The sequence below is a fragment of the Streptomyces sp. NPDC101219 genome (assembly GCF_044767675.1).
In the GTDB taxonomy this organism is placed as follows: domain Bacteria; phylum Actinomycetota; class Actinomycetes; order Streptomycetales; family Streptomycetaceae; genus Streptomyces.
In genome coordinates, this window is sequence record NZ_JBIWOK010000009.1 from 65,122 (window position 1) to 87,217 (window position 22,096).

20 protein-coding genes are annotated in these 22,096 nt (G+C 71.3%); 16 read left to right on the top strand and 4 right to left on the bottom strand.

Annotated elements, in window-relative coordinates; translation table 11 throughout:
* Positions 1–18: 18 nt before the first annotated feature.
* Positions 19–645, top strand: a complete 627-nt coding sequence (locus tag ACIRPP_RS19380) for a nucleotidyltransferase family protein (RefSeq protein ID WP_403644108.1) — start codon at positions 19–21, stop codon at positions 643–645.
* Here the strand turns inward: ACIRPP_RS19380 and ACIRPP_RS19385 are convergent.
* Entirely contained in the window at positions 620–1,099 is a 480-nt protein-coding gene (locus ACIRPP_RS19385) for a hypothetical protein (RefSeq protein WP_403644110.1), read from the bottom strand. The genes ACIRPP_RS19380 and ACIRPP_RS19385 overlap by 26 nt on opposite strands.
* Before the next feature lie 396 nt (positions 1,100–1,495).
* Positions 1,496–1,714: a hypothetical protein gene (locus ACIRPP_RS19390; RefSeq protein ID WP_403644113.1), complete on the bottom strand. Its 219-nt coding sequence runs from the start codon at positions 1,712–1,714 to the stop codon at positions 1,496–1,498.
* A 273-nt stretch (positions 1,715–1,987) separates the two neighbouring features.
* Here ACIRPP_RS19390 and ACIRPP_RS19395 point away from each other — a divergent pair, with 273 nt between their 5' ends.
* The 8 genes from ACIRPP_RS19395 to ACIRPP_RS19430 all read left to right on the top strand — a co-directional run bounded on the left by ACIRPP_RS19395 (position 1,988) and on the right by ACIRPP_RS19430 (position 11,894).
* Positions 1,988–3,346: a nitrate/nitrite transporter gene (locus ACIRPP_RS19395; RefSeq protein ID WP_403644115.1), complete on the top strand. Its 1,359-nt coding sequence runs from the start codon at positions 1,988–1,990 to the stop codon at positions 3,344–3,346.
* A gap of 124 nt (positions 3,347–3,470) precedes the next feature.
* Entirely contained in the window at positions 3,471–4,622 is a 1,152-nt protein-coding gene (locus ACIRPP_RS19400; RefSeq protein ID WP_403644118.1) for a uroporphyrinogen-III synthase, read from the top strand.
* 159 nt (positions 4,623–4,781) lie between these two features.
* Complete coding sequence (locus ACIRPP_RS19405; RefSeq protein ID WP_403644120.1) at positions 4,782–5,375, top strand: CGNR zinc finger domain-containing protein; 594 nt, start codon at positions 4,782–4,784, stop codon at positions 5,373–5,375.
* Between the two features lie 267 nt (positions 5,376–5,642).
* Positions 5,643–6,224 (top strand): sigma-70 family RNA polymerase sigma factor, encoded by a 582-nt coding sequence (locus tag ACIRPP_RS19410; RefSeq protein WP_164338096.1) that lies wholly within the window; start codon positions 5,643–5,645, stop codon positions 6,222–6,224.
* A 47-nt stretch (positions 6,225–6,271) separates the two neighbouring features.
* On the top strand, positions 6,272–7,060 hold the full coding sequence (locus ACIRPP_RS19415) for a zf-HC2 domain-containing protein (protein WP_403644123.1): 789 nt from the start codon (positions 6,272–6,274) through the stop codon (positions 7,058–7,060).
* 60 nt (positions 7,061–7,120) lie between these two features.
* Entirely contained in the window at positions 7,121–9,418 is a 2,298-nt protein-coding gene (locus ACIRPP_RS19420) for a HelD family protein (RefSeq protein ID WP_403644126.1), read from the top strand.
* Between the two features lie 345 nt (positions 9,419–9,763).
* Positions 9,764–11,185 carry an NAD-dependent malic enzyme gene (locus ACIRPP_RS19425; RefSeq protein ID WP_403644129.1) on the top strand — a complete coding sequence of 474 codons (1,422 nt, stop codon included), beginning with the start codon at positions 9,764–9,766 and terminating at the stop codon, positions 11,183–11,185.
* 427 nt (positions 11,186–11,612) lie between these two features.
* The gene (locus tag ACIRPP_RS19430; RefSeq protein WP_003990598.1) at positions 11,613–11,894 is read left to right on the top strand and encodes an HU family DNA-binding protein; all 282 of its coding nucleotides are present in this window, start codon (positions 11,613–11,615) and stop codon (positions 11,892–11,894) included.
* A 581-nt stretch (positions 11,895–12,475) separates the two neighbouring features.
* Here ACIRPP_RS19430 and murA read toward each other — a convergent pair.
* Entirely contained in the window at positions 12,476–13,822 is a 1,347-nt protein-coding gene (gene murA / locus ACIRPP_RS19435) for a UDP-N-acetylglucosamine 1-carboxyvinyltransferase (protein WP_164335564.1), read from the bottom strand.
* Positions 13,823–14,076: 254 nt separating this feature from the next.
* Between murA and ACIRPP_RS19440 the strand changes: the two genes are divergently transcribed.
* Both ACIRPP_RS19440 and ACIRPP_RS19445 read left to right on the top strand, forming a co-directional pair.
* On the top strand, positions 14,077–14,649 hold the full coding sequence (locus tag ACIRPP_RS19440) for a YqgE/AlgH family protein (RefSeq protein ID WP_164442524.1): 573 nt from the start codon (positions 14,077–14,079) through the stop codon (positions 14,647–14,649).
* A gap of 29 nt (positions 14,650–14,678) precedes the next feature.
* Positions 14,679–14,951, top strand: a complete 273-nt coding sequence (locus ACIRPP_RS19445) for a DUF3039 domain-containing protein (protein ID WP_403644133.1) — start codon at positions 14,679–14,681, stop codon at positions 14,949–14,951.
* Between the two features lie 34 nt (positions 14,952–14,985).
* Here the strand turns inward: ACIRPP_RS19445 and ACIRPP_RS19450 are convergent, their stop codons facing one another.
* Positions 14,986–16,194, bottom strand: coding sequence for an RNA-guided endonuclease InsQ/TnpB family protein (locus tag ACIRPP_RS19450; protein WP_403644135.1), 1,209 nt, complete (start codon positions 16,192–16,194; stop codon positions 14,986–14,988).
* Between the two features lie 25 nt (positions 16,195–16,219).
* Here ACIRPP_RS19450 and tnpA point away from each other — a divergent pair, with 25 nt between their 5' ends.
* From tnpA to ACIRPP_RS19475, 5 genes are all read left to right on the top strand, one after another.
* Positions 16,220–16,651 (top strand): IS200/IS605 family transposase, encoded by a 432-nt coding sequence (gene tnpA, locus ACIRPP_RS19455; protein ID WP_403644137.1) that lies wholly within the window; start codon positions 16,220–16,222, stop codon positions 16,649–16,651.
* Between the two features lie 333 nt (positions 16,652–16,984).
* Entirely contained in the window at positions 16,985–18,280 is a 1,296-nt protein-coding gene (locus tag ACIRPP_RS19460; RefSeq protein WP_403644140.1) for an extracellular solute-binding protein, read from the top strand.
* On the top strand, positions 18,277–19,263 hold the full coding sequence (locus ACIRPP_RS19465; protein WP_403644143.1) for a carbohydrate ABC transporter permease: 987 nt from the start codon (positions 18,277–18,279) through the stop codon (positions 19,261–19,263). The genes ACIRPP_RS19460 and ACIRPP_RS19465 overlap by 4 nt, the downstream gene beginning before the upstream one ends.
* Before the next feature lie 29 nt (positions 19,264–19,292).
* On the top strand, positions 19,293–20,138 hold the full coding sequence (locus tag ACIRPP_RS19470) for a carbohydrate ABC transporter permease (RefSeq protein WP_403644146.1): 846 nt from the start codon (positions 19,293–19,295) through the stop codon (positions 20,136–20,138).
* Between the two features lies 1 nt (position 20,139).
* Entirely contained in the window at positions 20,140–21,816 is a 1,677-nt protein-coding gene (locus ACIRPP_RS19475; RefSeq protein ID WP_403644148.1) for a beta-N-acetylhexosaminidase, read from the top strand.
* Positions 21,817–22,096: the final 280 nt, after the last annotated feature.

Here is a 22,096-nt window from a genome sequence, read left to right on the forward strand (position 1 = left end):
TTGTGGTAGGCAAGGGGGGTGATCAGCCGACTCCCTCTCGACCAGCAACTTGAGTCCCTGCGTGCGGTGCTGTCCCGCAACGACGTGCTGACGGAGGTGCTGACGCGGACTGCGACGTTGGACCTCCCCGAGTGGTATGTGACGGCAGGATGCCTGTTCCAGACCGTGTGGAACGTGGTCACGGACAGGCCGCCAACCAGTGGCATCAAGGACTACGACGTTTTCTACTTCGACGGCAGTGATCTGTCCTGGGAGGCCGAGGATGCGGTGATCAAGGCCGGGCGGGAGGTCTTCGCCGACCTGCCGGCAGATGTTGAGATCCGCAACGAGGCACGAGTTCACCTCTGGTATGAGGACAAGTTCGATGTCGCGTGTCCGCCGTATGAGTCCACCGAGGCGGCGATCGACAGTTTTGCCGCGACGACGTGCTGCCTGGGAGTACGTGCGGAGACCGACGGCCGGTGGCGCGTGTATGCGCCCCATGGCCTTTCGGACGTGTTCAACCTCGTCGTCCGGCCGAACCCGGTGCTCGCCCCGCGCTCGGTCTATGAGACCAAGGCAGCACGATGGCAAGCGCAATGGCCCGAGCTGACCGTGCTGGACTGGCCCGCCCCGAGCATCACGACGACCTGGTCCGGCGGCTGACCTCGGCTGCGTAGGCGCCCCAGTCTCCGGCGGCGGCCCGCTGGTCCTTGCCGCGGCTGCGGCGGCGAAGCCGCCGCAGGAGGTGCCAGGTCGCGTACCGGCGCAGGATTTTCCGTCCCTCGGCCGTCGCATGGCAGGTGACGAGGTTCTTCACGTGCCGTTCGAGACGGACCATCTGCTCGTCCCGCTTGGGCAGGACTGCGGTGGCCACGAGGACGCTGCGGAGGTGTTCGACGACCTTGCCTTCCGGGAGCTCGTCCAGGGCCTCGTGGGTGAGGGGGCGGCGGCCGGAGCCGAGATGGGACAGGACGGTGGAGACGATGCCCTTGGAGAGCCAGCGCATCGCGGTGCCAGCCCGTTCGGTGCCGGCCAGGGCCTCGTGGAGAGGCTGCAGCTTCGGGCGTATGGAGCCGGTGCCATCGGCAAGGAGCTCGTGGAGCCGCTGCTTGAGCATGCAGCGCGGGCACGGGCCAGGAGCGTGCAGCCGTTCGGCTTCTCCGCAGATGGGACAGGGGCGCCAGAGCTCGGCGTCCGGATTGGATGTCGGTCAGGGACAGCTTCGGACCATCGACCATGCGGTGGGCCGCGGCATGACGCAGGTCGTGGAGGCTCCAGTTCGTGCCCAGCGCCTCGTTGGCACGGGTGAAGAGCATCCGGGCCGCGTCGTAGGTCAGCGGTTTCCACGGACGTCGCAGGGTCACCCAGAACGGGGCGCCGGGCCCGCGCGGGGCGTCGGCGGCCAGCTCGTGACGGTAGAGCTTGAGCCAGACGAAGGCGTCCGTGGCAGCGGGCAACCACTGCAGGGCCCGTGTGCCCTTGCGGATGACGCCGATGAGCTGCTGCCCGGTGTTCAGCCGCGCCGCCACCGCAGCAGCGCGAGCCCGTACGAACGCAGGCTGTGTGGGCTGTAGTCGCTGGCGGTAAGCGAGCGGAAGTAGTCGGTGACCGGATGTACCTCGCTGCCATCGACATCGAGCAGTTGGTACGGCACTGACGCGTCGGCGACCGCGGCCAGGCGGCCGATCTGCCGTACACGCAGCGACCGGACATCACGCATCACAGTGGTCAAGAGCCCTCCCATAGGTTCCAAGGGACTGGGACGCCAACGAGAACGCTCCGGGCCTCGATGTCGCTCGGTCAAGACACACCGCTTAGTTCGGTCAACACGACGCACCCGGCGTCACCGGGCCGCCGCCTGACACCTCACCCCCGGCCGCCACCGGGGGTGAGAGCAACGTTCCCGTCCGGTCACCGGGTGCCACAGCACCGAAACGCTCCCTCCCTACCTTCGGGACCATCCCTCGCGGCACCCGTCCGCGCCCCGAAGCACAGTGGAGGCCCGATGACAGCCCCCAGCGGTCGCTGGATCCAGCAGTGGGACCCGGAGGACGAGACCTTCTGGAACCGGACCGGGCAGCGGATCGCCCGCCGCAATCTCCTCTTCTCCGTCCTGTCCGAGCACATCGGCTTCTCGGTCTGGACGATGTGGTCCGTCCTGGTGCTCTTCATGGGCCCGGAGTACGGCCTCACCCCGGCCGACAAGTTCCTGCTCACGTCGGTGGTCACGCTGGTCGGGGCCGTGGTCCGGGTGCCGTACACCTTCGCCGTGGCGGTCTTCGGCGGGCGGAACTGGACGATCGTGTCCGCCGCCCTGCTGCTCGTCCCCACCGTCGCCGCGTTCGCCGTGATGGAGCCGGGCACCTCCTTCACCACGTTCCTGCTGGTCGGCCTGCTGGCGGGGATCGGCGGCGGCAACTTCGCCTCCTCCATGACCAACATCAACGCCTTCTTCCCGCTGCGCAAGAAGGGCTGGGCACTCGGCCTGAACGCCGGCGGCGGCAACATCGGGGTGCCGGTGATCCAGCTCGCCGCCCTCGCGATCATCGGCGCGAGCGGCGGACCGCGGGTGCTGCTCGGGATCTACATCCCGCTGATCGTCGCCGCCGCCGTGCTCTCCGCGCTGTACATGGACAACCTCGCCTCGGTGCGCAACGACACCGGTGCCGCCAGGGACGCCGCGCGCGACCCGCACACGTGGATCATGTCCTTCCTCTACATCGGCACCTTCGGCTCGTTCATCGGCTACAGCTTCGCCTTCGGGCAGGTGCTCCAGATCCAGTTCGGCCGGACGCCACTGCAGGCCGCGTACGTCACCTTCCTCGGCCCCCTGCTCGGCTCGCTGATCCGGCCGGTGGGCGGGTGGCTCGCCGACCGGTACGGCGGCGCCCGGATCACGCTGCTGAACTTCGCCGCCATGGGCGCGGCCACCGGGGTGCTGGTCGTCGCCTCCGTCCAGCGGTCGCTGACGCTGTTCACGGCCGCCTTCGTGGTGCTGTTCGTGCTGACCGGCCTGGGCAACGGATCGACGTACAAGATGATCCCCGGCATCTTCCGGGCGAAGGCGCTGGCCCGCGGGCTGACGGGCGAACCGGCCGCGGCGTACGGGCGGCGGCTGTCCGGGGCGGCCATGGGGCTGATCGGCGCGGTGGGCGCGCTCGGCGGCGTCGGCATCAACCTGGCCTTCCGGCAGTCCTACCTCTCCCACGGGTCCGGCACCGGCGCGTTCGTTGCGTTCCTCGTCTGCTACGCGCTCTGTTGCGCGGTCACCTGGGCGGTATACCTGCGCCGCCCGGCGGCCCGGCCCGCCGGGCCGCACCCCGCGGAGCGGGAGCAGCGGCGGCTGGACTACGCCGAGGTGTGAGCGGGGATGACGTAACACTGGTGACACGACGCCGAACCGGGCCCGTCATGGAGTGTTGACAGGCTCGGTCGGCAGGCGGGTGGAGCCGCACCCGCCGGCATGCCTACTACGCGGGACGAGAGCCATGAACGACGCACAGCACCGACCGGACCACGGACCGCTCGCGGGCTTCACCGTGGGCGTGACCGCGGCACGCCGGGCCGACGAGCTCGGCGCGCTGCTGGAGCGCCGCGGGGCCGTCGTGCTGCACGCGCCCGCCCTGCGGATCGTGCCGCTGTCCGACGACAGTGAACTGCTGGCCGCCACCAAGGACCTCATCGGCCGCGCCCCGGACATCGCGATCGCCACCACCGCGATCGGGTTCCGCGGCTGGATGTCGGCCGCCGACGGCTGGGGCCTCGGCGAGGACCTGCTGGCCACCCTGCGCGGGGCGCGGATCCTGGCCCGCGGCCCCAAGGTGAAGGGCGCCGTCCGGGCCGCCGGACTCACCGAGGAGTGGTCGCCGTCCTCGGAGTCGATGGCCGAGGTGCTCGAACGCCTGCTCGCGGAGGGCGTCGACGGGCTGCGCGTCGCGATCCAGCTGCACGGCGAACCGCTGCCCGGCTTCGTGGAGTCGCTGCGGGCGGCGGGAGCGGAGGTGGTCGGGGTGCCGGTCTACCGGTGGCTGCCGCCGGAGGACCTGGGCCCCGTCGACCGGCTGCTGGACGCGGCCGTGGCGCGCACCGTGGACGCGGTGACCTTCACCAGCGCGCCCGCCGCGGCGTCCCTGCTGGCCCGGGCCGGGGAACGCGGCCGGCTCGACGACCTGCTCGCCGCCCTCGGCCGGGACGTCCTGCCCGCCTGCGTCGGCCCGGTCACCGCGCTGCCGTTGCAGGCCCGCGGCATCGACACGGTCCACCCGGAGCGCTTCCGGCTCGGTCCCCTGGTGCAGCTGCTCTGCCGGGACCTGCCCGCCCGCGCACGGTCCCTGCCGGTGGCCGGGCACCGGCTGGAGATCCGCGGACACGCGGCCGTCGTCGACGGCGAGCTGAGGCCGGTGCCGCCGGCCGGGATGTCGCTGCTGCGCGCGCTGGCCCGGCGGCCCGGCTGGGTCGTCTCCCGCGGGGACCTGCTGCGGGCCCTGCCCGGCGCCGGCCGCGACGAGCACGCCGTGGAGACCGCGATGGCCCGCCTGCGCGCGGCCCTCGGCGCCCCGCAGCTGATCCAGACCGTCGTCAAGCGCGGCTACCGCCTGGCCCTGGACCCGCAGGCGGGGGAGAAGTACGCCGGCACCTGAGGCGGGGCATCGGCCGGGAGGGTCCGGGGGCTTCCGGGCGCGCACGCGGGCGGGCACTGTAGAAGGACGGTTCCCCGGCAGAAGAACGGTTCCCGGCCCCCTCGCTCGCATCGCACCGGCCTCCCGCGGCCGGGGCGAACCCTAGGCGGTGACAGGCTCATGGCACTCGGTACGGCCACGGCGCCCTACGAGCTGCGGTTCGACACCGGACGGGTCTGTCTGGACCTGCTCGCCACCACCCATCCCGCCGAACGCCTCGACTCCCTGCCGGTGCTGCGCGCCTGGGTCACCGGCTCCGGCCTCGTCCCGCCGGGCACCGCGCTGGCCCACGCCGACGCGTCCTGGCCGCCCGCCTTCCGCGAACTGCGCGGCCGGCTCGCGCCGTTGCTGCGCGGCCGCCCGGCACCCGGACGTCCCTCGTACGACCTGGCGCTCGCCCGGATCAACGAACTGGCCCGGGTCGCGCCGCCCGCCCCGCGGGCCGTGGTGGGGGAGGACGGCCTGCTGGTGCGCCGCCTCGACGGGCCGCCCCGGCGGGGTGCGCTGCTCGGCGCGATCGCCCGGGACGCCGTGGACCTGCTGACCGACCCGGTGGCCCGGGCGAGCCTGCGCCAGTGCGAGGGGGACAACTGCCCCATCGTGTACCTGGACACGTCCCGGGGACGCAGGAGGCGCTGGTGCTCCAGTGAGGTCTGCGGGAACCGTGAACGGGTGGCCCGCCACCGCCGGCGCGCCGCCCTCACCCGCGCCTGACCCCGCCCCGTGTCCCGTATGCCGCTTCTGTGCTCCGGACCCTGAAGTGACGTTGCTTACACCTCGTTTGACGCTCCCGGCGCACGGGCAGCGGGGCGGCCCGCGCCAGGTGTGTCGGAAATGTAAAGAGCGCGGGGGGAATATGTGGCTCCATGTCCCGCTCGTCACGTCACCCCGCAGAAATTGTCACCCCGCTTTGAACACCTGCCACGTGCCCTGCGTACCGGTAGTCGAGCGACCGACTGGGGGATCCCCCGGACACCGGAGGTGGGCGTGCGCAAGGATTCCGTCGTGGCCAATGAACGTGGAACGAGGGCCCGACATCGCGCGTCCCAGCCCTCGGAACCTGACGAGGAGCTGATGCGTGCTCTGTATCGAGAGCACGCCGGACCCCTGCTGGCCTATGTCCTGCGGCTGGTCGCCGGAGACCGGCAGCGCGCCGAGGACGTCGTGCAGGAAACGCTCATCCGTGCCTGGAAGAACGCCGGTCAGCTCAATCGGGCGACCGGTTCGGTACGCCCCTGGCTGGTGACGGTCGCCCGGCGCATCGTCATCGACGGCCACCGCAGCCGGCAGGCCCGGCCGCAGGAGGTCGATCCGTCGCCGCTGGAGGTCATCCCCGCGGAGGACGAGATCGACAAGGCGCTGTGGCTGATGACGTTGTCGGACGCACTCGACGACCTGACCCCTGCCCACCGGGAGGTGCTCGTCGAGACGTACTTCAAGGGACGTACGGTCAACGAGGCGGCCGAAACGCTCGGGATACCCAGCGGTACGGTGCGCTCCAGGGTGTTCTACGCCCTGCGGTCGATGAAGCTGGCACTGGAGGAGCGGGGGGTGACGGCGTGATGAGTGTGTACGGGGGAAACCAGGGATTCGGCGCGGGTGGTACGGGTATGTCTGCTCCCATGGAGGGATCACCGGTGCCGAACGAGCACGAGACCGTCGGCGCCTACGCCCTCGGCATCCTCGACGACGCCGAGGCGGGCCGGTTCGAGATGCACCTCGCGAGCTGCGAGTGGTGCGCCCAGCAGCTCGACGAACTCGCCGGGATGGAACCGATGCTGGCCGCGCTCGCGGACCTGCCCGGCTCCGGCACGCCGTCCATCGGCGAGTCGCTGTCCGCCAAGCCCTCCCCGCGCGTGGTGGAGAAGCTGGTCGACGAGGTCGCCGAACGCAGGGCCAAGAAGCGCCGCCGCAACTTCTACATGGTGGCGGCCGCCGGCGCGCTGATCGTCAGCGGCCCGTTCGTCGCCGTCGCGGCGAACAGCGGGGGCGGCGACGGCGGGGGCGGGGGCGACACCAACCGGACGCTCGCGGCGAACCCCGCCAAGGAAGCCTTCGAGCAGATCCCCGACAAGATCACCGCCACCGACCCCACCACCAAGGTGTCCGTGACCGTCGCGCTCCAGGAGAAGGAGTGGGGCACCGGCACGGTCACCGAGCTGCGCAACGTCAAGGGTCCCGAGAAGTGCTCGCTCATCGCCGTCGGCAAGAACGGCGAACGCGAGACGGTCACCTCGTGGTCCGTCCCGTCCGAGGGCTACGGCCTGCCCGACGGCAAGACGGACAAGTCCAAGCAGCCGCTCTACATCCAGGGCGGCGCGGCCTTCGAGATGAACGAGATCGACCACTTCGTCGTGGTGAACTTCGACGGCAAGCAGCTCGTCGAAGTGGACGCGTAGCCTCACCCGGCCCCCTTCGCGTACGGTTGACGGCTGCCCAGCACGTCAGAAGGGGGCCCGGTGGCCGCTCAGGCTCAACAGGAATCCGCGGTCGGACCGGTTCACGACTCCGTCCGCGACCGGGAGATCCGTGTCGAACAGGAACACCTGGACCGGGTGTACCGGCGCCTTGAGGAGAAGATCGACGAGGCCGAGTTCCTCATGCGGGACGCGGCCCGGCGCGGGCAGGTCGGCACGCCCGGCGCGCTCGCCGAGCGGGACGCCCAGGTCTTCCGGGCCGGCATCCACCTCAACCGGCTGAACAACGAGTTCGAGGACTTCCTCTTCGGCCGTATCGACCTGCTCCTCGGCAAGGACGGCAAGCGGGGCCCCGACGGCGCCTACACCGCCGTCGAGCCCGCCGACGGCGCCGTGCGCCCCGACGGCACCGCCGACATCGCCGAGACCCTGCACATCGGCCGCATCGGCGTCCTCGACCAGGACTACAGCCCGCTCGTCATCGACTGGCGGGCCCCGGCCGCCGCCCCCTTCTACCGCTCCACCCCCGTCGACCCGGGCCGCGTGGTGCGCCGCCGCGTCATCCGCTCCAAGGGCCGCCGCGTCCTCGGCGTCGAGGACGACCTGATGCGCCCCGAGCTGACCGCCCGCCTCGACGGCGAGGAACTGCCCGTGGTCGGCGACGGCGCCCTGATGGCGGCCCTCGGCCAGGCCCGGACCCACAGCATGCGGGACATCGTGGCTTCCATCCAGGCCGAGCAGGACCTGGTGATCCGCGCGCCCGCCGCCTCCGTCACGCACGTCGAGGGCGGCCCCGGCACCGGCAAGACCGCCGTGGCCCTGCACCGGGCGGCCTACCTGCTCTACCAGGACCGGCGCCGCTACGCGGGCGGCATCCTCATCGTCTCGCCGACCCCGCTGCTCGTCGCCTACACCGAGGGCGTGCTGCCCTCCCTCGGCGAGGAGGGCCAGGTCGCCATCCGCGCCCTCGGCTCCTTGGTGGAGGGCGTCGAGGCCACCGTCTACGACACGCCCGCCGTGGCCCGCGTCAAGGGCTCCGCCCGCATGCTCAAGGTGCTGCGCAAGGCGGCCCGCGGCGCGCTGGAGACGGAGGACGCGCCCACCCGGCTGCGGGTCGTCGCCTTCGGCCGCCGCCTGGAGCTGGACGCCGAGGACCTCAAGGAGATCCGCCGCAGCGCCCTCGGCGGCACCGCCCCCGTCAACCTGCTGCGCCCGCGCGCCCGCAAGCTGCTGCTCGACGCGCTGTGGGAGCGCTCCGGCGCGGGCACCCGGCACACCGACCCGGAACTCGCGGCCGAACTGCGCTCCTCCTTCGACGACGACATCGCCTCCGAGGACGACTTCATCGCCTTCCTCGACGCCTGGTGGCCCGAGCTGACCCCGTCCGCCGTGCTCGACGCCATGGCCGACGAGCGGCGCCTCGGCCGCTGGGCCCGCCGCGTCCTCAACCCCGGCGAGGTCCGCCGCCTCGCCCGCTCCCTGCGGCGCGACGGGCGCTCCGTGCACGACATCGCCCTGCTCGACGAACTCCAGGCCGTCCTCGGCACCCCCGCGCGCCCCCGCAAGCGGCGCGAACTCGACCCGCTGGACCAGCTCACCGGCCTGGAGGAGCTGATGCCGGTGCGCGAGGAGAGCCAGCGCGAGCGGGCCGAGCGGCTGGCCCAGGAACGCGTCGAGTACGCGCACGTCATCGTCGACGAGGCGCAGGACCTCACCCCCATGCAGTGGCGGATGGTGGGCCGCCGCGGCCGGCACGCCACCTGGACGGTCGTCGGCGACCCGGCCCAGTCGTCCTGGTCCGACCCCGACGAGGCCGCCGAGGCCCGCGACGAGGCCCTCGGCTCCCGGCCGCGCCGCCGCTTCGAACTCACCGTGAACTACCGCAACCCGGCCGAGATCGCCGACCTGGCGTCCCGGGTGCTCTCCCTCGCCATGCCGGGCTCGACCGCGCCCCGCGCGGTGCGATCCACGGGCGTGGAACCCCGCTTCGCCGTCGCCCGCGGCGGACTCGGCGAGTCCGTGCGCGCCGAGGCGCATCGGCTGCTGGAGCGGGTGGACGGCACGGTCGGCGTGGTGGTCGCCATGCAGCGCCGGGAGGAGGCCCGCCGCTGGCTCGACGGACTCGGCGACCGGGTGGTGGCCCTGGGGAGCCTGGAGGCCAAGGGACTGGAGTACGACGCGACGGTCGTCGTCTCCCCGGCCGAGATCGCCGACGAGTCCCCGGCCGGCCTGCGCGTCCTCTACGTCGCCCTGACCCGGGCCACCCAGCAGCTCACGGTGGTCTCGGGGGAGCGCGACGAACCGGACGCGGCCGGAGTTCCGGACCTGCTGCGGGACTGAACGCCGCGCGGAAATTCGCCCCCGCGCAGGAATGGCCGACGGCCATCCGTTTGTTAGCCTGGATGTGACACCGGCCCGATCCAAGCCCCCGGGCCCAACCTTCGTCGCTTCGAGCGACCACTTGCCGCGAGGCGAGCATGGCGGGTCGGTGTCACCTACAACGTCCGAGAGGCCCATGTCACCAGTGACGTGGGCCTCTTTTCGTGATCCCGGACGCGCGAACACAACGTTCGCAATCCGCGGCGGCTACCGCGTACTCGCTGGTAGGTGCGACGATCGGACAGCACGGCGCGCCGCTGTGGTGACACGGCGACGCAGTAACGGAAAAAGCAGAGGAAGTCGGCCATGGCAACGGCGCCCAGCGTCTCCTACTCGATGACGATCCGGCTGGAGGTGCCGGCGAGCGGGACCGCCGTGTCCCAGCTCACCACGGCCGTGGAGTCCTCAGGCGGTTCGGTCACGGGCCTGGACGTCACCGCGTCCGGCCACGAGAAGCTGCGCATCGACGTCACCATCGCGGCCACCTCCACCGGCCACGCCGACGAGATCGTGGAGAAACTCCGCGGCATCGAGGGCGTCGTCCTGGGCAAGGTCTCCGACCGTACGTTCCTCATGCACCTCGGCGGCAAGATCGAGATGCAGGCCAAGCACCCGATCCGCAACCGTGACGACCTCTCGATGATCTACACCCCGGGTGTGGCCCGGGTCTGCATGGCCATCGCCCAGAACCCCGAGGACGCCCGCCGCCTCACCATCAAGCGCAACTCCGTTGCGGTCGTGACGGACGGCTCGGCCGTGCTGGGCCTGGGCAACATCGGCCCGCAGGCCGCGCTGCCCGTGATGGAGGGCAAAGCGGCCCTGTTCAAGCGGTTCGCCGGCATCGACGCCTGGCCGATCTGCCTCGACACCCAGGACACCGACGCGATCGTCGAGATCGTCAAGGCCATCGCGCCGGGCTTCGCGGGCATCAACCTGGAGGACATCTCCGCGCCCCGCTGCTTCGAGATCGAGGCCCGGCTGCGCGAGGCCCTCGACATCCCCGTCTTCCACGACGACCAGCACGGCACCGCGATCGTCGTCCTCGCCGCGCTGACCAACGCCCTGCGCGTCACCGGCAAGGCCATCGAGAACATCCGCGTGGTCATGTCCGGCGCCGGGGCCGCCGGTACGGCCATCCTGAAGCTGCTGATCGCCGCCGGTGTGAAGAACGCCGTCGTGGCCGACATCCACGGCGTGGTGCACGCGGGCCGCGAGGACCTCAAGCAGGCCGCGCCCGACTCCACGCTGTGCTGGATCGCCGAGCACACCAACCCGGAGAACCTCACCGGCACCCTCAAGGAGGCCGTGCGCGGCGCCGACGTCTTCATCGGCGTCTCCGCGCCGAACGTCCTCGGCGCCGAGGACGTGGCCGCGATGGCCGAGGGCGCGGTCGTCTTCGCGCTCGCGAACCCCGACCCCGAGGTGGACCCGGCGATCGCCCGGCAGACCGCGGCCGTCGTGGCCACCGGCCGCTCCGACTTCCCGAACCAGATCAACAACGTGCTGGTCTTCCCGGGCGTCTTCCGCGGCCTGCTGGACGCCCAGTCCAGCTCGGTGACCACCCGGATGATGCTGGCCGCCGCGCAGGCCCTGGCCGACGTGGTCACCCCGGACGAGCTGAACCCGAACTACATCATCCCCAGCGTCTTCAACGAGCGGGTCGCGGGCGCGGTCGCCGACGCGGTCCGCGAGGCGGCGAAGGCGGCGGAGGCCGGGCCGGCCGCGTAGGGCGGCCGTGCCGCGGGCGCTGTGAGGATCGCCACGGCCGGCCGGTGCGGCGCGTCGTGGAACCTCCGCGCCCCGGGCGCCCTCTAGGGTGGCGGCCGGTACGAGCTACCGGTCTCCTGCCGTCCGCGGCGGCCGACGGACCCGGCGTCGTCACCGTCCCGAAAGGGCGGGGCGCTCTCCGTGTGACTCCCACGGGTGTACTCACGGCGCATGCGGGTGCCGGATTGGCATTCCCGCCGCAGGTAGAGGCAGGATGCTTCACCAAGGACGACGTCCAGGGGGCACCCCCAGTGGCGCGAGGGTCCGGACGACGGACCCGGGTTCCGGGACTTTCCCGGGGCCCTGGCAGCATCGGCCTGGCCGTGCGCACCATGCGGTCCCGCCGCGTGGCTCGCCTCAACAGCAAGAAGAACACGGGAGTAACAACATGAACCGCAGTGAGCTGGTGGCCGCGCTGGCCGACCGCGCCGAGGTGACTCGCAAGGACGCCGACGCCGTGCTGGCCGCGTTCGCCGACGTCGTCGGCGACATCGTCTCCAAGGGCGACGAGAAGGTCACCATCCCCGGTTTCCTGACCTTCGAGCGCACCCACCGTGCCGCGCGCACCGCGCGCAACCCGCAGACCGGCGAGCCGATCCAGATCCCGGCCGGCTACAGCGTGAAGGTCTCCGCGGGCTCCAAGCTCAAGGAAGCCGCCAAGGGCAAGTGATCTGACGTCCGTACGTCCCGGGACGGCGTACGGCGCACAGTGACGCCGAAGGGGGCAGCCACCCGACCGGGTGGCCGCCCCCTTCCGTCATGCCCGCACCGCCCCGCAGCGGGGCCCTCGCCGTCCCTCCGGGGCCGCGAGGGGCGCCGCCGTGGGCCCGGGACCCCCGGGCGGCGTGAGGGGCGCAGAGCGGTCCGGGAGACGGCCTCCGGCGCCCGGTCCGGGCGGGGGGCCGCCGCCGACGCGAGACCCGGCCGAGGAGCCGAGGACCCTGCCGGGCCGGAGGACGCGGTCAGCCGTTGAGCCTGCCGGGCCGGGATGCGTGGTCGGCCGGGGGCCGTGCCGGGCCGGGAGGCCGTTGCCGGGAGGCTCAGCCGAGGGCCGGACCCTGCTGACGAGGCTCAGCCCAGTGCCTTGCCCGGGAGTTCGACCTTCGTGCCCAGCTCCATCAGCTTCTCCATGCTGTGTCTGCCCGGGGGACCACCCCCGGACCCCCGGCCGGGGGTGGGGTGAGGCCGGCGTGGGCCGGGATGCGTGCTCGGCGAGGGTGCTTCCGGACCGGGTGGCCGCTGCCGGCAGGCTCAGCCCAGTGCCTTGCCGGGGAGTTCGACCTTCGCGCCCAGCTCCATCAGCTTCTCCATGAAGTTCTCGTAGCCGCGGTTGATCAGGCCGATGCCGTGCACGCGGGACGTGCCCTGGGCGGCGAGGGCGGCGATGAGGTAGGAGAAACCGCCGCGCAGGTCCGGGATGACCAGGTCGGAGCCCTGGAGCCGGGTGGGGCCGGAGACGACCGCGGAGTGCAGGAAGTTGCGCTGGCCGAAGCGGCAGTCGGAGCCGCCCAGGCACTCGCGGTAGAGCTGGATGTGCGCGCCCATCTGGTTGAGCGCGGAGGTGAAGCCGAGCCGGGACTCGTACACGGTCTCGTGGACGATCGACAGGCCGGTCGCCTGGGTCAGCGCGACCACCAGCGGCTGCTGCCAGTCGGTCTGGAAGCCGGGGTGCACGTCCGTCTCCAGCGCGATGGACTTCAGCCGGCCGCCCGGGTGCCAGAAGCGGATGCCCTCGTCGTCGATCTCGAAGGCGCCGCCCACCTTCCGGTAGGTGTTCAGGAACGTCATCATCGAGCGCTGCTGCGCGCCGTGGACGTAGATGTTGCCCTCGGTCGCCAGCGCGGCCGACGCCCACGAGGCGGCCTCCAGGCGGTCCGGGAGGGCGCGGTGGGTGTAGCCGCCCAGCTTGTCGACACCGGTGATGCGGATGGTGCGGTCGGTGTCCATCGCGATGATGGCGCCCATCTTCTGCAGGACGCAGATCAGGTCCTCGATCTCCGGCTCCACCGCCGCGTTGGACAGCTCGGTGACGCCCTCGGCGAGGACCGCCGTCAGCAGCACCTGCTCCGTCGTGCCCACCGACGGGTACGGCAGCCGGATCTTCGTGCCCCGCAGCCGCTGCGGCGCCTCCAGGTACTGTCCGTCCGCCCGCTTCTCGATGGTCGCGCCGAACTGGCGCAGCACGTCGAAGTGGAAGTCGATGGGCCGTCCGCCGATGTCGCAGCCGCCGAGGCCCGGGATGAAGGCGTGGCCGAGACGGTGCAGCAGCGGGCCGCAGAACAGGATCGGGATCCGCGAGGAGCCCGCGTGGGCATCGATGTCGGCAACGTTGGCGCTCTCCACGTGCGTGGGGTCGAGGACGAGCTCACCCGGCTCGTCGCCCGGACGGACCGTCACCCCGTGCAGTTGCAGCAGTCCGCGTACGACACGCACGTCGCGAATGTCCGGAACATTGCGCAGTCGGCTCGGAGCACTGCCCAGCAGGGCGGCGACCATGGCCTTCGGTACGAGGTTCTTCGCACCGCGGACACGGATCTCGCCCTCCAGCGGGGTTCCGCCGTGGACCAGCAGTACGTCATCAGCGCCGTTGACGGTCATGGATCTCGCGTTCCGTGGGGAGGTGGGGCAGGGCCGAAAGGCACAGGGTAGTCGGCCACCGGCCCGCTTCTGTATGCCCGGACGGGGTCCGGCCACGTCATGGATCCGTCACAACACGAACCGTTCGGCGGCGGCCACGGGCGGTCACGGGAACCGCCGTGCGCCGGGAGTGCGCCGGGCCGCCCTGAGCTGCGTCCACTCCCGTGCACCCATTGCCTCCCCACGGGATGCGAAGATGCGGGATCATGTCTGGCATGACCGAGGTGTCCTCGCTCACAGGGCGGTTGCTCGTGGCGACCCCCGCCCTGGCGGACCCGAACTTCGACCGTGCGGTGGTGCTCCTCCTCGACCACGACGAGGAGGGCTCGCTCGGCGTCGTCCTGAACCGGCCGACGCCGGTGGACGTCGGCGACATCCTCGAGGGCTGGGCGGACCTGGCCGGCGAGCCCGGTGTCGTCTTCCAGGGCGGCCCCGTCTCCCTGGACTCCGCCCTGGGCGTCGCCGTCGTCCCCGGCGAACAGGCCGGGGAGGCCGCGCCGCTGGGCTGGCGCCGGGTGCACGGAGCGATCGGCCTGGTGGACCTGGAGGCCCCGCCGGAGCTGCTGGCCCCGGCCGTCGGCTCGCTGCGCATCTTCGCCGGGTACGCGGGCTGGGGGCCCGGCCAGCTGGAGGACGAGCTGGTCGAGGGCGCCTGGTACGTCGTGGAGTCGGAGCCGGGGGACGTCTCCTCGCCGGCGCCGGAGCGGCTCTGGCGGGAAGTGCTCCGCCGCCAGCGCAACGAGCTGGCGATGGTGGCCACGTACCCGGACGACCCGTCGCTCAACTGAAGCCTGTGACCTTCAGTACCCTTTCTTCCATGAGCACTCTTGAGCCCGAGCGCGGGACTGGTACGGGGACCCTCGTCGAGCCGACGCCGCAGACCTCCCACGGCGACGGTGACCACGAGCGCTTCGCCCACTACGTCCAGAAGGACAAGATCATGGCGAGCGCCCTGGACGGGACTCCCGTCGTGGCGCTGTGCGGCAAGGTGTGGGTGCCGGGCCGCGACCCGAAGAAGTACCCCGTGTGTCCCATGTGCAAGGAGATCTACGAGTCCATGGGCGCCGGCGACGGCAAGGGCGACAATTGACATCCTCGCCGCCCTGAAGGACGGCGATTCCCGCCTACCGCGCCGTTGAAGGCTGCGGTGTCGGGTGGGTTCCTGCTTCGCTGCGCGGTGCCGGGACGAGTCCCGGTCTTACCTGCGCTCCACAGGCTGTCACGGCCAGTCCGGCCGCCTTGGCGACGTTGACCGCCGCGTTCACGTCCCGGTCGAGGACGGCCCCGCACACCCCACACGTCCACACACGGACGTGCAGCGGCTTGGGGCCGTCCTTCACGCCACACTGCGAGCACACCTGGGAGGTCGGCTCGAATCGGCCGATCTTCACGAAGGTGCGCCCGTACCGGGCGGCCTTGTACTCCAGCATGCTCACGAACGCCGACCATCCGGCGTCGTGGACGGACTTGGCCAGGCGCGTGCGGGCGAGTCCCTTCACCGCCAGGTCCTCCACCGCGACCGCTTGGTTCTCGCGGATCAGCTTCGTGGAGAGCTGGTGGTGGAACTCGCAGCGCGCGTCGGCCACCCGCGCGTGAGCGCGGGCGACCTTCAGCCGGGCCTTGTTCCGGTTGCTGGAGCCCTTCTCCTTGCGGGAGAGGGCACGCTGGGCTTTCTTCAGGCGCTTCTCGGCGCGGCGCAGGAAGCGCGGGCTGTCGACCTTCGTCCCGTCGGAAAGGACTGCGAAGTGCCCGAGTCCGAGATCGATGCCCAGCTCGGGCGTGATCTCGGGAAGGACTTCCTGCGGGCCGGTCTCCACGACGAAGCTCGCGAAGTGCCGGCCCGCGCTGTCCTTGACCACCGTCACCGTCGACGGCACGGAGGGCAGTGTCCGCGACCACCTCACCTTGACGTCGCCGATCTTCGGCAGGCGCAGCTTCCGCCCCGCAGTGATCGACCAGCGGGCGTTCACGGTGAACCGGACCGACTGCCGGGTGTCCCGTTTCGACTTGTACCGGGGTGCGCCCATGCGGGGGCGCTTGCCCTTCAGGCCGTCGAAGAAGTTCCGGTACGCGGCGTCCAGGTCGCGCAGCGACTGCTGGAGGACGACCGCCGAGACTTCGTCGAGCCAGGCCCGTTCCGGTGTGTTCTTCGCCTCGGTGATGAGCTGCTTCGACAGGTCGCCGGTCTTCGGGAACGGCATGCCTTCGCTGCGGGCGGTCTCCCGGGCCCTGAGGGCGTCGTTGTAGACCACGCGGGCGCACCCGAACGCCCTCGCCAGCGCCATGCGCTGACCGGCACTCGGGTACAGGCGGAAGCTGTACCGAAGCTGCACCCGGATCATGATACGCAATTGGTTTATGGGTATCGATGAGAACGTTCGCACAGGTCGTCACTGCGTCTTCCGGATGCATGTCCACTTGGTTTTCGTGACGAAGTACCGGCACTCCGTCTTCGCTGAGCGGCACCTGACGCGGTGTGAGGAGATCATGCGGGCCGTGTGCGAGGACTTCGAGGCCGAACTGGTGGAGTTCAACGGCGAGAACAACCACGTCCACCTGCTCGTGAACTTCCCGCCGAAGGTCGCCGTGTCCAAACTGGTCAACAGCCTCAAGGGCGTCTCCTCCCGGCGGCTGCGCCAGGAGTTCCCCGACCTGGGCCGCCACTACTGGCGGGCACAACGCCTCTGGTCCGGCTCGTACTTCGCCGGATCGGTCGGCGGCGCACCGCTCAGCATCGTGAAGCAGTACATCGAGCAGCAGAACCGGTCGCTCGGACCTGGGCCGAGGTGAACAGTGCGGATCCGTGCACACAGCTGAGGTCGGAGCAGTTCTCAGATTCGCTTCACCACCGGGCTGAAGCCCGGTGCGCTGCGAATAGTCCTGGTAGCCCCGCCGGGCCGGCCGCCCCCGGCCGACGGACGTCCGGGCCCCCGGAGCGTGTTCCGCACGCCTCCGGGGGCCTTTGTGCTGCCCTTTGTGCGCCCGTGTGTTGCGCGGGGTGCGTCGGCCGGTCACAGAGTGGTTGAGACCTCTTGTGGCCCCGCTCACCCTGTCCCTAGCCTCCGGGGTGTTGTGCACAGCAAAACCGCCATTGCGTATGTTGCAACACACCGGAGGAGCTCCATGAAGCTGTCCGTCCGTCTGGTCGCCGCCGCGGCCGTCCTCGCCGCCGCCGTCGCATGCGCCCCCCAGACCTCCGGCAACTCCGCCTCCGACAAGGACGAGCGGACCGGCACCCTGCGGGTGTGGCTCTTCCAGGAGGTCAACAACAAACCGAAGCAGCAGGTCGTCGACTCCGTCGTGGCCGGCTTCGAGAAGGCGCACGAGGGTGCCGAGGTCACCGTCGAGTACATCCCCGTCGAGACCCGCGCCCAGCGCATCAAGGCCGCCTTCAACGACCCCTCCTCCGCGCCCGACCTCATCGAGTACGGCAACACCGACACCGCCGGCTATGTGAAGGACGGCGGACTCGCCGACGTCAGCAAGGAGTTCGCCGCCTGGGACGAGGCCAAGGACACCGACCCCACCGCCCGGCAGTCCGTCACCGTCGACGGCAAGGTCTACGGCGCCCCCTACTTCGTCGGCGTGCGCGCCCTGTACTACCGCACCGACGTCTTCGCGGACCTCGGCCTCGAACCGCCCGCCGACCAGGCCGCACTGATCAGCACCGCCAAGAGGATCCGCGCCGAACGGCCCGAGCTGTACGGCATCGCCGTCGGCGGCGCCTACACCTACGGCGCGATGCCCTTCCTGTGGGCCCACGGCGGCGAACTCGCCACCGGCAAGGGGGGCTCGTACGCCGCCGCCGTCGACAGCCCCGAGGCCCGCAAGGGCATCGAGGCGTACACCTCCCTCTTCGGCGACGACAACTGCCCGGCCGCCAAGTGCGCCGGCATGGGCGGCAACGACACGGTGACCGCCTTCGCCTCGGGCAAGGCCGCCATGGCGATCGGCGGCGACTTCAGCCACGCGGCCGTCGAGGCCGGGAAGGTCAAGGGGAAGTACTCGGTCGTGCCGCTGCCCGGCGTGGAGCCCGGCTCCGTCGCCCCCGCCTTCGCGGGCGGGAACAACATCGGCGTCCTGAAGTCCACCTCCCACCGCACCCTCGCCGTCGGCCTGATGAAGCGGCTCGCCTCCAAGAAGGCGCAGGGCGAGATGTTCGAGGCGATGGGCTTCCTGCCGACCTTCACCGACGTGCGCGAGCAGGCCGCCGCCGACGAGCCCTTCCTCAAGCCGTTCGTCGAGACCCTCGCCGCGGGCACCGAGTTCGTCCCGGCCTCGCCGGCCTGGGCGCAGATCGACTCCTCGCAGGTCCTGCCGACGATGTTCCAGGAGATCGTCAGCGGCAAGAAGGACGTCGACACCGCCGCCGGGGACGCGGCGAAGAAGATGAACGAGGCCTTCGGGTCCGCCGGATGACGGCGCCCACCCGCCCGTCGGCCGCCCGTCCCGGGCGGCCGGCGGACCTCCGCGGCGGGCCCCGCGCCCGCGGCACCGGCCGCCCGTCCCCGCCGGCCCGCCGCCGCCCGGGAGCCTCCCGCACCCCCTGGCTCTACCTCGCCCCCGCCCTCGTCGTCCTCGGCGGGCTGCTCGCCTACCCGATCTACCAGCTCGGCCTGATCTCGCTGTTCCACTACACCCAGGCACAGGTCAGCGGGGGCGAGCCGACCACCTTCAAGGGCTTCGGCAACTACTCGGAACTCCTCGCCGACGACCAGTTCTGGCAGGTGCTGCTCGCCACCGTCGTGTTCGCGGCGGTCTGTGTCGTCTCCACCCTCGCCGTGGGCTGCGCGCTCGCCGTGCTCCTCACCCGGGTCCGGGCCCTGCCGCGGCTCGCGCTGATGCTGGCCGGCCTCGGCGCCTGGGCGACCCCCGCCATCACCGGCTCCACCGTGTGGCTGTTCCTGTTCGACGCCGACTTCGGCCCGGTCAACCGCGTCCTCGGCCTGGGCGACTTCTCCTGGACCTACGGCCGCTACAGCGCCTTCTTCCTGGTCCTGCTCGAAGTGGTGTGGTGCTCCTTCCCGTTCGTGATGGTCACCGTCTACGCCGGGATCCGCGCCGTGCCCGCCGAGGTGCTGGAGGCCGCCTCCCTCGACGGCGCCTCCCCGTGGCGGATCTGGCGGTCGGTGCTCGCCCCGATGCTCCGGCCGATCCTGACCGTCGTCACCATCCAGTCCGTCATCTGGGACTTCAAGGTCTTCACCCAGATCTACGTCATGACGGGCGGCGGCGGCATCGCGGGACAGAACCTCGTGCTGAACGTGTACGCCTACCAGCAGGCGTTCGCGTCCTCGCAGTACAGCCTCGGCGCCGCCATCGGCGTCGTCATGCTGCTGATCCTGCTCGCCGTGACGCTGGTGTACCTGCGGCTGCTGCGCCGACAGGGGGAGGAACTGTGACGCATGTGAGCCAGGCCCGGGAGCACACGGTGAAACCTGTGCGCAGGTTCGTCCGGCGCCCGGGGCGCCTCGCGGCCGAGACCGCCGCCCTGCTGACCGCGGCCGTGGTGGCCTTCCCGCTGTACTGGATGGTGCTCGGTGCCTTCAAGCCGGCCGGCGAGATCGAGTCCACCGAACCCCGGCCCTGGACCCTGGCGCCCACCCTGGACTCCTTCCGCCGGGTCTTCGGGCAGGAGGACTTCGGACGCTACTTCCTCAACAGCGTCGTCGTCGCGGTCGCCGTGGTGATCGCGTCGGCGCTCATCGCCTTTCTCGCCGCGACCGCCGTGACCCGTTTCCGGTTCCGGCTGCGCACCACCCTGCTCATCATGTTCCTGGTGGCGCAGATGGTGCCGGTCGAAGCGCTGACGATCCCCCTGTTCTTCCTCATGCGGGACCTCGGTCAGCTCAACACCCTGTGGTCGCTGATCCTCCCGCACATCGCGTTCTCGCTGCCGTTCGCGATCTGGATGCTGCGGGGTTTCGTGAAAGGCGTCCCGGAGGCCCTGGAAGAGGCCGCGTACATCGACGGGGCGAGCCGGGCCCGCTTTCTGTGGCAGATCCTTTTCCCGCTCGTCCTGCCCGGCCTGATCGCGACGAGCGTGTTCTCCTTCATCTCCACCTGGAACGACTTCCTGTTCGCCAAGTCCTTCATCATCAGCGACATCTCGCAGTCCACGCTGCCGATGGCGCTGCTGGTGTTCTACAAACCGGACGAGCCCGACTGGGGCGGCGTCATGGCCGCCTCCACGGTGATGACGATCCCGGTACTGGTCTTCTTCGTACTCGTGCAGCGCCGTCTGGTCTCCGGACTGGGCGGCGCGGTAAAGGACTGACGTGACTTCACCTTCAGCTTCACCTTCACCGACCGAACTCCTGCCCGCCCCGCGGTCCGTCGACCGGCCCCGCGACGGCACCGTCGAACTGACCGCGGACACCACTCTGTGGGCCGGGCCCGGCACCGGGACCACCGAGCGCTGGCTGCGCGCCACGCTCGGCGCTGCCCTGGCCCTGCCCCTGCGCCCCGGTTCCCCGGACACCCCCGGCGGCCTGCGGCTGCGCGTCGACGACACCCTCCCGCCCGAGGCCTACCGGCTCACCGTCGCGGCCGGTCCGGGCGTGGAGATCGCCGGCGGCAGCGCGGCCGGCGTGTTCTGGGGCGCCCAGACCCTGCGTCAGCTCCTCGGTCCCGACGCCTTCCGCAGGGCGCCCCTGCGCCCGGGCGAACCGCTGCGGCTCGCGGAACAGACCGTCGAGGACGCCCCCCGCCTCCGCTGGCGCGGGCTGATGCTCGACGTGGCCCGGCACTTCATGCCCAAGGACGGAGTGCTGCGCTATCTCGACCTGATGGCCGCCCACAAACTCAACGTGCTCCACCTGCACCTGACGGACGACCAGGGCTGGCGCATCGAGATCGGCCGGTACCCGCGGCTGACCGGGACCGGTTCCTGGCGGGCCCGCACCAAAATCGGCCACCGCGCCTCGCCCCTGTGGGACGACCGGCCGCACGGCGGTTTCTACACGCAGGACGACATCCGGGAAATCGTCGCCTACGCCGCCGAGCGGCATATCAGCGTGGTCCCCGAAATCGACGTGCCCGGCCACTCCCAGGCCGCCATCGCCGCCTATCCCGAACTCGGCAACTCCGACGTCGTCGACACCCGCTCCCTGACCGTCTGGGACACCTGGGGCATCAATCCCAACGTCCTCGCCCCCACCGAGAGCACCCTCCGCTTTTTCGAAGGGGTGCTCGAAGAAGTCCTCGACCTCTTCCCGGCCCGCACCGCGACCGGCACCCCCTTCTCGTCGTTCGTGCACCTGGGGGGCGACGAATGCCTCAAGGACCAGTGGCGCGCGTCGCCCACCGCGCAGAAACAGCTGAGCACGCTCGGGCTGGCGGACGAGGACGCGCTCCAGGCGTGGTTCGTCGCCCACTTCGACCGCTGGCTCACCGCGCGCGGGCGCCGTCTCATCGGCTGGGACGAGATCCTGGAGGGCGGCCTCGCTCCCGGCGCCGCCGTGTCCTCCTGGCGCGGCTACGCGGGCGGGGTCGCCGCCGCACGAGCGGGCCACGACGTGGTCATGTGCCCCGAGCAGCAGGTGTACCTGGACCACCGTCAGGACGCGGGCCCCGACGAGCCGGTGCCCATCGGGTACGTGCGCACCCTGGAGGACGTCTACCGCTTCGAGCCCGTTCCCGCCGAGCTGACCCCGGACGAGGGGGAGCGGGTGCTGGGCACCCAGGCCAACCTGTGGACCGAGGTGATGGAGGACCAGGCGCGCGTCGACTACCAGGCGTTTCCCCGGCTGGCCGCGCTCGCCGAGGTCGCCTGGAGCGCCCTGCCCGCCCCGGCCGAGCGGGACTTCGCCGGCTTCGAGCGGCGGATGACCGCCCACTACCGGCGCCTGGACGCCCTCGGCGTCGCCTACCGGCCGCCCACCGGGCCGCTGCCCTGGCAGAAGCGTCCGGGCGTCCTGGGGCGCCCGATCGACGGCGCGCCCCCCATCCGGTAGCCCGCGCGCCCGCTCCGCCCCCACCGGGTCACGTGTACGCGTCCACCCCACCTCGAACAGGTCACGAAAAAAGGAACAAGGGTCACTGAAGAGTGCCGAACCGAGCACACTGGTGATGTCGTGAGAAATCGGACCATGTGCGGGGTGAGGTGGGCGAATGCCTCCTAGCGGACCCCTGTCTTCGGCACCCGCGAAGATGTGCCAGAGTTGCCACGTCCGCCCTGTCAGGTCGTACCGTACGGCAACACAGGTGGGACCAGGTGGGGCAGCGGGAAGGGGC